The following is an 11,240-nucleotide window of genomic DNA, read 5'->3' as shown; positions in this document are numbered from 1 at the left end:
TCATCATCCCCAGACGCTCCATCTCCTCCACGAATGCAATCCCGGTTTCCGTCAGCCCGTTCTCCTCGTCCGGCTTCGCCATCCCCGCCTCCGGCCCCTCCAGTATCACCCGGTTGGGGTATCCCAGTTCGTTGGGGAAATTCCAGGTCAGGGTCATCATCCGCACGCCCAGCCGGTAAAAATCACGAAGAGCCGCCAGACTTCCCTGGCAGGCGCCGCCCTCCTCTATCGTGAGCATGGCGGACATTTTCCCCGCCTTCCAGTTCTCCTCGATGTCCCGGTAACAGCGCACGATTCCTATCAAATCCTGATGGGCCTCCATCTCCTGATAGAAGGTATCCAAAAGCTCCATGGTATGTAAAAACGGCTCCTTCTCCCGCCCCATATTGGTGTACAGGGCGAAATTCTGCAGCCCGTAATCCCCGGCCTTCATCCGCTCCAAGTCCATGTGGAGATGGTTCCTCCTGATATTCGCATTTCCCCCCAGCCTGTGGTCTTCATAAATCTCGGCTATGGTGTCGCAGTGCATGTCAACAACTTTCATCTTCTCCTCCGGCAATGTTATTTTTCCATTAACTAGAATGTATTCGGGCAGCCCACCTGTTATGAGCTGCCCGGTATTTCACCTGAATCTCTGTCACCAGATTCATCACTCTATCAAATTTTACTCCCGGATTCCGGAAAATGCAAGTGCTGCCATTCTGCCGTTCTTCCTCATGGCAAAAAGGCCGTCTTATCGTCCTACTCACTCCGAAGCGCGTCAATCGGGTTCAATCCCGCCGCCCGCCTTGCCGGCGTGTACCCGAAGAACAACCCAATCGCCACGGACACGCTGAAGGAGATGATCACAGCCGACGGCGTCGGCGACGCATTCAGCCCGGCCAGACTTCCCACCGCCGTGGTGGCGATGCTTCCCAGTATAATTCCGAGAATGCCCCCAAGGGAGCTCTGCACCGCCGCCTCGATGACGAACTGCTGAAGGATGACTCCCTTCTTCGCCCCCAGCGCTTTCCGGATACCAATCTCCCTGGTCCGCTCCGTCACTGACACCAGCATGATGTTCATAACGCCCACGCCGGCCACCAGCAGGGAGATGCCGGCGATACCGCCCAGCCCGGCGGATACCATGGCAATCATGGAATTCAGGGAATCCAGCATCTCGCTCATGGCCGTGACATTAAACAGATCCTCATTTTTGAAGGTCTCCATCAGAAAATCGCTGATCAGCTCCGTGGCCTCGCTGGCCTTCTCCAGATTCTGGATGGTAAACGTGTAGTTGTTGATGTTGGCATTTCTGGACATCTTCACCGCACAGCTGTACGGCATCCAAAGAAAATCATCAGTTCCTCCGTCCTTCTGTGACTCCTCGTCCTGCCGCTCCACCACGCCCACCACCCGGTAGGCATAACCGCCTATCTTGATGGTCTGGTCGATGGCCTTCTCCGGGCTCCCGTAGAGCTCCGTCGCCACATAATACCCGATTACACATACCTTCTGCCTGGATACAATGTCGGAATACTGAATGTTCCGCCCCTCCTGGAGCTGATAGTCCTTGATGGACAGATAGTCCTCGCTGACTCCGGTAACGCTGGTGGAGGACATGGTATCATTGCCGTGCTTCACCGCCGTGGACACGGTCACCTGGGGCGTCATATGGTCGAAGGTATCCGTATTTTCCTCAAAAAATTCATACATCTCATCCACGGAGACGGAGCGGGAGGACATGTTCATCATATTGACCGTCACCTGGTTGGTGCCAAGGCTTGCGAAGCTCTCCGTCATGTAGGACATGTAGGCATTGACCAGACTCACCAGGATAATCACCGACGCCACGCCGATGATGATGCCCAGCATGGTCAAAAACGCCCGCATTTTATTGCTCCAAATACTTTTTAATGCCAGTTTAAATGACTGTACCATACTCTTCCACATCTCCATCAAAATTAATTTTCCCGTCGTGTATCCGCACCACCCGGTTGGCCTCCATAGCGATGGAGCTGTCGTGGGTAATCATCACGATGGTGTTGCCCTCGCTGTTCAGCTGTTTTAAGAAATCCAGCACTTCCCGGCTGGTTTTGGAATCCAGGGCGCCGGTGGGCTCATCCGCCAGAATTAAGGACGGGGAGCCGGCCAATGCCCTGGCGATGGACACCCTCTGCTGCTGGCCGCCGGAGAGCTGGTTTGGAAGGTTCTTCCATTTTTCCTTCAGTCCCACCCGTTCCAGGGACTGGAGGGCCCGCTCCCTGCGCTCCGCCGCGCTGACTCCCGCGTACAGCAGGGGCAGCTCCACATTTTCCAGAAGGTTCTGCCTGGGGAGCAGATTATACTGCTGGAAAATGAAGCCGATCATCTTGTTGCGTATCTCCGCCAGCTGGTTGTCGCTCATCTGGCTCACGTCCTCGCCGCCCAGGATATATTCTCCGTCCGTCGGCACATCCAGGGCGCCGATAATGTTCATCAGGGTCGATTTGCCGCTGCCCGATTTGCCCACGATGGCGACAAATTCCCCGTAGTTGATGGTCAGGCTGATGCCGTCATTGGCCCGGACCAGCTCATCGCCCATCTGATACAGTTTATGTATTTCCTTCAGTTCAATCAATGGCTCTGCCATGTCTCTCCTCCTTGATGACCTGTCTATGGCCTGCCGCCGCCCGGACCACCGCCCTGGCCGCCACGATTTCCACCGCCGCCTGGCGCTCCGCCCATGTTACCGCCGCCGCCCGGCATCATCATTTCCATGGAGAAGGAGGACGATGCCGAGGACTCGGCCACATAGACCACATCCCCTTCCGAAAGTCCGCTGACAATCTCCACAAAGTCGTCATTGATCAGTCCCGTCTCCACTTCCACCGAGCGGAATCCGGCCGGAACCGCTCCATTTGCTTCCTTCACCGTGTCGTCCTTCACATAGACCTTATTTCCACGCATCAGCGAATCCACAGGAACCACCAGCGCATTCTCCGCTTCCTCCAGAATAATCTGGCCGTCCACGTTCATGCCCGGCAGCAGACCGCCCACCTCATCCAGAGTAACCGTCACCGGGTAATTGGTGACACCGTTGGAGTTGGAGCTGGCCAGGCTGATATTGGTCACTTTGCCGCTGAAGGTCTGATTCTCAAAGGCATCCGCCGTCACCACCACCGACTGGCCCACCTGCACGCTCTGGACATCCAGCTCATCCACGGACATCTCAAAGGTCACCTGTGACAGGTCATAGATCGTCGCCAGCGTCACCGCGCCGGAATTGCCGCCGCCGCTGATTTTGTCGCCGGCCTTCACACTCTTGGTGATGACCGTGCCGGAAATGGGGGCCGTAATCGTATAATTTTCATAGGAATCCTGGGTGCTGTCCACCTTGCTCTGGGCGGATTCCAGGCTCTCCTGGGCCTTATCCATGGCGTCCTTGTAATTTCTCACCAGACTGTCCGCCGACTTGCTGCTCATCCGGAAAATGGCGGTGCCCTTATTTACAAAATCGCCCTCCACCACAATCATGGATTCCACCTCCACGGAGGAGCTCAAATCCGCGCTCATCACCGTGTCCACGCTGGCCTCAAAAGTTCCCTCCAGCGCGCAGGAGAAATCTCCGATGGTCACCGTGGCCGTGTGGGCGCTGGTCAGACCGCCCGGATTCTCCACCTCAAGGGTCACATACCGCACCAGCCGTCCGCCGGTCAGCGTCTCCTCCATATTGCTGACGGAGGTAACGGTACCGAGTAACTGTTCGCCAGTCTCCGTCAGCGTCACCACGCCCTGGTTCCCGGCCCCAATGGCCGCCGCTTCCCCAGACAGGAAGGGCACCCGTATCTTCATCACCTTGTCATTGTAAATGTCGGCAATCTTCGTGTTGCCGCTGACCTTATCCCCAGCCTTGATATACAGCGTCTTGATAAACCCGGTCTCCGTGGACTTGTAGGTATTGCCGCTGTAATCATTCACGGCCTCGTTATAATCCTCCACCGCCAAATCGTAGGAGGTCTGGGCCCTCTCCAGGGAATTCTGGGCTGACTTTAACTCCGATTCCATGGAGGAGGCGTCGATGGTGTAGAGGACCTGCCCCTTCTCCACCTGGTCTCCCTCCTCAAAATCCGCCGTTATCACCTCGCCGGAGGCCAGCGCCGTCACATTGTAGGTATCCTTGGGGGAAATGGTTCCCGAGGAGGACAAATCCGATGTGATGCTCCTCCGCTCCACCGTGGCCGTCTTCTGGACCGCCGCTCCGGCGCTTGCCTTTTTGGAGCCGCCCATCACCTTCGGGACAGCCACAACCGCCGCAATCAGCAGAACCACAATCACGCCGGCTCTGACCGCTTTCTGTTTCCCGGTCATCTTCCCTTTTCCCAGTTTCTTCTTTCTGCCATTCTTCCCGGCCGGCAGCATCGCCTTTATCTTCGCTCCCAGCCCAGCAAACGGAAGCGGCTTTTTCTCCTTTTTCTCGTTCTTCTCTTCCTTCTCCACCACAGGGGCATCCGTCTCCCCCGTCAGATTCTTATAATCAAAATTTTTCGCCATCTGTCCGTCTCCGCCTAATCTTCAATATAGTCCAGCACCGTATAGGTCTCCGTGCCGTTGGAATCCTGGGTTACCTGGCAGATTAAGGCCACGGTATCCCCCACCTTCAGCGTTCCATAGATGGAAAATGCAAACTGCAGGTCCGAGGTATTCAGCGCGTACTGGATTCCGCTGCTGTCCAGCTCCACCGCGCTTGGCGTCAGCACATCCGCCGAGCTGTAATAAATCGAGGTGATTTCCCCGCGGACCACCGAGCGGTTAGCCGCACTGTCCCCATCCTCGGAGTAAGCCCAGATGGTTTTGGACTGGGCATTATAGTAAATGACCACATAACCGTAGGACTGCTGCACACTCTTCAGCTCGCTGTTGCTACTGGGAGAGCCATTTAAGAAAATGTTGGCCTCACCGGCCGTAAACGGCACGTAATCCCAGACACTGTGGCTTCTGGTCACCACCTTCGGCCCCTTCAGCGCATTGTCGGCAATGGTCAGCGGGTTCACCTCCCCGTCGGAGGTCACGTCATACCCCAGGCTCTTGCAGTAGGGGCTGCCATTGGTGGTGTCGGTCCTCAGCAGGTTGTAGAAGAGGTTGATACAGTCCGTCTTCGTCAGAATCTCCGACGGCTCTTTCGTAATTTCCTCATTCAGTTCCAGATAATAATACTTATTCAGTCTCCCACCGGCCTGGTCACCGGAAAAGCTGTCGTTGGTGTATCCAAGCAAGGCCAGCACGCCCCGGATGGCGTCCTGGAGGGTGATGGGGTCGTCGGGGCGGAAATTCCCGCCCAGATAGCCGTTCATCCAGCCCTGGTCCACCGCAATTCTGATTTTTGCGGCATACTCGCTGGTCTTTGGCACATCCGCGAACACCGCCGTGGCGCTGGTCTGGGAGACGGCGCTTTTATAGGGAGTCGCATTGACCAGCATGCTGGCAAATTCTGCTCTGGTGACCGTGGCCTCGGTATTGACGATGCTGGCAATTCCCGACAGGCCAATCACCTTTTTTCTCAACTCAAAACTTGTGGATGCTTCTGCTGTCACAGGCATAACTGCCACGGCTACGGCAGCTGCAGTCAGGGAAGCTGCTATTTGATGTCTGTTCATATCCTTAAACTCCTCTCGCTGAACCATTTCTTAACTTTTTTATTTAACATTAACAGCCGTTTGTGTTCAATTTGTGTTTTTTAAGAAGAAATTTCCAATTTTGTAAAAAAATAACACAGAGGGGCAAAAATAGCGCACCTCTGTGTTGTAATATTTCATATTCAGATATTCCATTCTTCCGTTTCCTGATTTCTGGTTTCCCAGATTCCTGGTTTTCCATGTCCGGGTTCTCAGATTCCCAGATATTCCCGCAGCGCCTCAAGCCGTTCCTCCCCGATTCTCCGGCCCTCGGCGTACAGCGCTTTCAACTTCTCCGCATCCTGCTCCACCCGGGAAACCATCACCGGGAATTCCGGGCGGATGATGAACAGCTTTCCATCTGCCTCCAGCTCATCCATCTCCTCCTGCATCCGGTTGTACCGCTCCGGCACCTCCTCCAGGGCCGCCCGCAGCTCCGGCAGCGGCTCAAAGTACCTGTCATAGCCACGTTTCGTCAGCCGGTCGACCGGTTTCTTCCGGTAGCCGTGCTGCCTGGTGAGAACCACCACCACCTTCTCATAGCCCAGCTCCATGGCCCGCTTGTAGGCAATGGGCAGGGAGATGCCGCCGTCCAAGTATTTCCGGCCTTCCACCGTAATCATCCTTGACAGCACCGGCATACTGCAGGATGCCTGCACCGCCGCATACATATCTGTGCATACGCCCTTCTCAAAGAATACCGGCTGGCCCGTCCTGCATCTGGTGGCCACCACCTCAAATTTCTGAGGCGAATTCTCAAATGTCTCAAAATCAAAGGGAACCAGCTCCGTGCTCAGCTCCCCGAACAGGAAATCAAAGTTAAAAATCAGCCGGTTTTTCAACATATTCCGGAAACTCATATACCGCTTATCGTGGAGATACTCGGTGTTCACCTGCAGCGTTCTCCCCACCTGTTTTGACAGATAATTCATCCCACACATGGAACCTGCGGATACCCCATTGACATAGGACAGTTCTATCCCCTGCTCCATCATCACATCCAGCACTCCGGACGTGAACATGCTCCGAAGAGAACCTCCCTCCAGTACCAATGCTCCTTCTATCATTCTCTCACCTCTCTGTCAAATTTTTCCGGGCCGTCTACATCAGCGGCGCAATCAGCCGCAGCGCCCGCCCGGCCAGCTTCTTCACCACCGGGTATCTCCGGCAGTCCTCCCTGGTGATCAGCTGGCACTGCTTAAGCGTCCTCTGGAAGTCCGCCTCCACGTCCTTCACCACCGCATTTTTATACATGTATGCCGCACATTCAAAGTGCAGATACAGACTGCGGTAATCCAGGTTGATGGTTCCCACCACCGCCTTCTCGTTGTCGCTGACAAACAGCTTCGCGTGGACAAATCCCGGCGTAAACTCATAGATCTTCACCCCGGCGTCAATCAGCTCCCCATAGTAGGTTCTCGCCAGCAGGTAGGCATACTTTTTGTCCGGGATATGAGGCATGATAATCACCGTCTCCACGCCTCTCTTGGCCGCATAGGTCAGGGCCGTAATCATGTCGTCGTCCAGAATCAGGTACGGCGTCATGATATGTACATATTTTCTCGCCTGATACAGAATATCCAGATACACCTGCTCTCCCACCGTCTCGTGGTCCAGCGGGCTGTCCCCGTAAGGCATGACAAACCCATCCATATCAAGCTCCGGCGGATAAAAATACTCCGGGTCCCGGAAATATTTCTCATACTGCTCCGGCGTCCGCTCCGTGATGCCCCACATCTGCAAAAACATCAGCGTAAAACTCTTCACCGCGTCGCCCTTCAGCATAATGGCCGTATCCTTCCAGTAGCCGAACCGCTCCTTCCGGTTGATGTACTCGTCCGCCAGATTGATGCCCCCGGTAAATGCCGTGTGGCCGTCAATCACCACAATCTTCCGGTGGTCCCGGTTATTCTGGTAGCTGGACAATGCCGGTCTTATGGGCGCAAACATTTTCGCCCGGATGCCCTTCTTCTCCAGCTCTCTCGGATAATGGTAAGGCAGAAGCACCAGACAGCACATGCCGTCGTACATCACCCGGACCTCCACGCCCTCCTTCACCTTCCGCTCCAGAATCTCCAGGATAGCGTCCCACATTTCCCCGCGCTCCACGATGAAATATTCCATAAAGATATAGCGCTTCGCCTGCTCCAGCTCCTTCTTCAGCTGCTCAAACTTCTCTTCCCCGCAGGAGAAATATTTGACGCTGGTATTGTCATAGATGGGAAATCCGCCGTAATCCCTGACGTAACCCGCCAGGTTGTTGACCCGCAGACTCTCTTTCTTTAACTTCTTCACCACCCGCTCGTCCTGGGTCAGATAGGGTTTCGTCTCATCCACCATGTGGGCCGCCCGCTTGGCTATCAGCTTGACGCCAATCTCCAGTTCCACATACAGGTAGAACAGAGCGCCAAACACGGGAATCACCAGCACCGGCACAATCCAGGCCAGCTTGAAGCTGCTGTTCTCCCGCTTGTTGATGATATACAGAACCACCAAGGCCCCCAGCAGGGTGAAACTCCAGTAGGCGTAGACCAGATACCGGTCCGCCAGCCAGGTGAAGGTTCCGAACAAAATCAGAATCTGTATCAGCATGAAGACCACCACAAACGCGGTCCGCCCGAAGACGATTCTGAGTAACCCCTTTAATTTCTTCATTTGCAAAAAATGCCTCCTGCCCGTATCTTAATGGTGTCTATTGTAACTCATACCATTCAAAATATCAAGCAGGAGGCAGTCTTACTTTATGCCTGTATGAAACTGTTTATGCCTGTTCCTTCACCTGTTTTTTCCCCAGGGGATGGGACATGTGGATGATAATGCTGATCCGTTTGTACACCAGGGCCGTAATCAGGGATACCACAAATCCCTTGATTAAGTTGAAGGGTCCCACGCAGATCACCGCGAAGGTCCAGACATTGGAGATGGCCGGATTGATGGCAGCCCCCGCCGCGATAATCGTGTCAAGCGGCATGAAGTTGGAGTAGAATGGCAGCATCACCAGAGCGTTGCCCACAATTCCCACAACCGCCATGGAGACAGTGCCCACCGCCATGCCGATGATGGCTCCCTTCTTCGTCCGGTTCACCTTGTAAATCCAGCCCGCCGGCAGAATCATGGAGCAGCCAAAACAGAAGTTGGCCAGCTCGCCCACAAAGCCTGTGGAGGTCGGCTTGATCAACAGTTTCACCAGCACCTTCACAAGCTCAATCACCACGCCGGCCAGCGGCCCCATGGAGAAGGTGCCCACTAACACCGGAATCTCGCTTAAGTCCAGTCCATAGAAGGACGGCGCAATAAAGGGAAGCGGTAATTCAAACACCATAAGCACCGCCGCCAGGGCGCCAAACATCCCCATCAGTACCACATTTTTCACATTCCATAACTTGCTCTGTTTCATGTTTCTTTCCTCCTTGAGTGTTCCAGGTTCATCTTCAAGAGGAATTGTGTTTTGGGAGCCATCAACATGTTCAAACAAAAAGCCCCGGATATCATAAAAAAATATCCGGGGCAAATCCATCTTCCGTCACACAATTTCTTCTCTCATCCAGACTATACTGTCGGTTTTGGAATTGCACCAAATCAGCCGCCATAAGCGGGTCGCGGACTATCACCGCCGGTAGGGAATCGCACCCTGCCCCGAAGAACTATTATTTTGTTTACGACTTTATTATAATACCTTTTCTGATTTAGTTCAAGTAGAATTTTGAATTCAGTCCCATCTGCGTCCACGCTGCCTGGTAGTCTCAATCAATCCGGATGCCCGGTTCTTCATGTCAAAGATCATGCTCTCTTTTGTTCTATTCGTGGTTCCGATCATTGTTTGGTCCATATAGATACAGCCGTCATCCATATTAAATTCTACTGTTGGTATGGTTCCCTCTTTTCCCGCTCTCTCAAGGACATTATGGATAGCACTCCTGTTTATGTTCGCCTTGCGTAAAAATTTGTAATTGTGTTTATTTCGTATCCCCATCAATATTTTGTGTGTATATGTTTTAAGAAGTTTCTCATGCTTTGGATTAAACAAAAACTCATTGATAAAACTTGCAAACTCATCTGTTGATAACGGAAGCATTCGAATCCAATCCACCTGTCTTAGTTTTTCTGCATAATCGCTTAAAAATTCCTGTTCCCGGGCCCAAAGTGTATTTAACAGATTATCGAATCCACATTGATAAGCATCCTGAAACACATGATAATTAAAAAAGTATAAATATTTTTCTGTATATAAGCGATGAGCTTCCGTCGACATGATTCCTTCAGGACCGCCGGTATCTATGTAAAAAAGTGAATTTGCCGGTTTACCCTCTATCTCAGCAGTCGATAATACGCTATAAAGACCACTTTCAATACATGTCCCAACACTGTCCAGAAAATTACATTCCGCATCTGTTATGATAGGCCCATTTGGTATAAACATAACATTATCCGCATGAATATCCACAAGACTTAAAATCGTCCCGGCACATTGCATCATGCCCAGCTGATAATAAAAATTCCATGCATCTTCTTTCGTAACAGGATTTTCACGTTCTGTCCCTGTCCTTTCAACATATTCTTCGGTTCTTGTATCAGGATTTATTTCCATAACCGGAAGCTCAATAGGCTGACCATAATACTGATTGATAGTGGCAAATATCCCGTTATTTCCTGTCAAGGCGTCATCAACCCGCAGAGAACGATCTTTATATACCCTTTTGCTTCCATCCGGATACTCCAAAAATAATGCCTGCCTTCCTTGAAAATGTGGGTCCGATCCAGTAGGCGTAACGATAACATCATCTCCAACCTCAGCTTTTACACGCGCAATTAAGTTTGTAGTCAGAGTAAGGCGGTTCACAAACGCATTTTGGACATTGGCAGGCATCTTGGCCTCATCATATGTTCCATAGCCCGGATTAACAAGCAGACGGTTAGCTGTTAAATTTTTACCCGCATTTCTCACCGCCTCTAATGCTCCTTTGGGCGTAGTAAGAGTTTGAAGGCGGGCAAATTGAATCTCGAATAAATCTTTATTTCTTTTATTTAATTGACTATATACATTGGAGACAGACATGGTAATTTTCCCGCCAAAGTCAAGTCCTCCGTCGTCTGTGAGCATTCTCTCCATTGACTTTAATGATTCACCTTGAAGCTCTAATGTGCCATAAAGATAAATCATATCTTGCAGCTTTTTATTTTTTTTCGAGAGAACTATTTGTTCTAAATTCGGATTATTTTCATTGCTTTGCCGCAAGAATTCCTCATATTGGTTCAATTCCTGTCTGAACAGTTCAATCAGTTGTTCTGCATGCCCCACCGTATTATCATCAGATTTAGAAACAATGCCGGTAATTACCCTCACTAAATGACTCAATTCTTTTTCAGTTGCTGTGATATCTCCCGCCCTGTCCCTGACCGTCTCCGGTCTGATTCTCTGGAGCACCAAAGGCCCACTTTTTATAGCCAAATGAATCATAGAAGAATAGGGCACCTGATTAACAGAAGGCTTTGTGTTTTGTGCTGCATACTTCTTTGTCCGACTGTTTTGGCTGATAAGCTGTTCATACATAGAAATCCTCCTGCCATATTTCTTTTCAGTATTTTTAAACCGCTGTTTATATCATT

General features: G+C 52.0%; 9 protein-coding genes and 1 riboswitch. All 9 genes read right to left on the bottom strand.

Translation table 11 applies throughout. From position 1 onward, the window contains the following. The coding region (locus HMPREF9473_RS09300; RefSeq protein WP_006779839.1) for a dipeptidase at nt 1-544 on the bottom strand (544 nt) is incomplete at its 3' end. Between the two features lie 197 nt (nt 545-741). Beyond that, a complete protein-coding gene (locus HMPREF9473_RS09295; RefSeq protein ID WP_034858189.1) occupies nt 742-1,920 on the bottom strand; it encodes an ABC transporter permease in 1,179 nt (392 codons plus the stop codon). Beyond that, nucleotides 1,904-2,611 carry an ABC transporter ATP-binding protein gene (locus HMPREF9473_RS09290; protein ID WP_006779837.1) on the bottom strand — a complete coding sequence of 236 codons (708 nt, stop codon included), beginning with the start codon at nt 2,609-2,611 and terminating at the stop codon, nt 1,904-1,906. The genes HMPREF9473_RS09295 and HMPREF9473_RS09290 overlap by 17 nt, the downstream gene beginning before the upstream one ends. A gap of 23 nt (nt 2,612-2,634) precedes the next feature. Continuing rightward, on the bottom strand, nt 2,635-4,380 hold the full coding sequence (locus HMPREF9473_RS09285) for an HlyD family efflux transporter periplasmic adaptor subunit (RefSeq protein WP_242830835.1): 1,746 nt from the start codon (nt 4,378-4,380) through the stop codon (nt 2,635-2,637). A 146-nt stretch (nt 4,381-4,526) separates the two neighbouring features. Beyond that, nucleotides 4,527-5,615, bottom strand: a complete 1,089-nt coding sequence (locus tag HMPREF9473_RS09280; RefSeq protein WP_006779835.1) for an S-layer homology domain-containing protein — start codon at nt 5,613-5,615, stop codon at nt 4,527-4,529. 230 nt (nt 5,616-5,845) lie between these two features. Next, nucleotides 5,846-6,700 carry a patatin-like phospholipase family protein gene (locus HMPREF9473_RS09275; protein ID WP_006779833.1) on the bottom strand — a complete coding sequence of 285 codons (855 nt, stop codon included), beginning with the start codon at nt 6,698-6,700 and terminating at the stop codon, nt 5,846-5,848. Between the two features lie 34 nt (nt 6,701-6,734). Continuing rightward, entirely contained in the window at nt 6,735-8,288 is a 1,554-nt protein-coding gene (gene cls / locus HMPREF9473_RS09270) for a cardiolipin synthase (RefSeq protein WP_006779832.1), read from the bottom strand. Between the two features lie 106 nt (nt 8,289-8,394). Next, entirely contained in the window at nt 8,395-9,030 is a 636-nt protein-coding gene (locus HMPREF9473_RS09265; protein WP_006779831.1) for an ECF transporter S component, read from the bottom strand. 131 nt (nt 9,031-9,161) lie between these two features. Beyond that, nucleotides 9,162-9,281: riboswitch (FMN riboswitch) on the bottom strand. Between the two features lie 61 nt (nt 9,282-9,342). Beyond that, the gene (locus HMPREF9473_RS09260) at nt 9,343-11,184 is read right to left on the bottom strand and encodes a DUF4135 domain-containing protein (protein ID WP_006779830.1); all 1,842 of its coding nucleotides are present in this window, start codon (nt 11,182-11,184) and stop codon (nt 9,343-9,345) included. Nucleotides 11,185-11,240: the final 56 nt, after the last annotated feature.

This window comes from Hungatella hathewayi WAL-18680, from assembly GCF_000235505.1.
In the GTDB taxonomy this organism is placed as follows: Bacteria; Bacillota; Clostridia; order Lachnospirales; family Lachnospiraceae; genus Hungatella_A; species Hungatella_A hathewayi_A.
Note: the sequence above shows the minus strand (reverse complement) of the source record. Positions and strands in the feature narration are given on the sequence as shown.

Bases quoted from the DNA above. Each gene is read 5' to 3' on its own strand.
- HMPREF9473_RS09295 (WP_034858189.1), bottom strand. From the start codon at position 1,920: ATGGTACAGTCATTTAAACTGGCATTAAAAAGTATTTGGAGCAATAAA.
- HMPREF9473_RS09290 (WP_006779837.1), bottom strand. From the start codon at position 2,611: ATGGCAGAGCCATTGATTGAACTGAAGGAAATACATAAACTGTATCAG.
- HMPREF9473_RS09285 (WP_242830835.1), bottom strand. From the start codon at position 4,380: ATGCTGCCGGCCGGGAAGAATGGCAGAAAGAAGAAACTGGGAAAAGGG.
- HMPREF9473_RS09280 (WP_006779835.1), bottom strand. From the start codon at position 5,615: ATGAACAGACATCAAATAGCAGCTTCCCTGACTGCAGCTGCCGTAGCC.
- HMPREF9473_RS09275 (WP_006779833.1), bottom strand. From the start codon at position 6,700: ATGATAGAAGGAGCATTGGTACTGGAGGGAGGTTCTCTTCGGAGCATG.
- cls (WP_006779832.1), bottom strand. From the start codon at position 8,288: ATGAAGAAATTAAAGGGGTTACTCAGAATCGTCTTCGGGCGGACCGCG.
- HMPREF9473_RS09265 (WP_006779831.1), bottom strand. From the start codon at position 9,030: ATGAAACAGAGCAAGTTATGGAATGTGAAAAATGTGGTACTGATGGGG.
- HMPREF9473_RS09260 (WP_006779830.1), bottom strand. From the start codon at position 11,184: ATGTATGAACAGCTTATCAGCCAAAACAGTCGGACAAAGAAGTATGCA.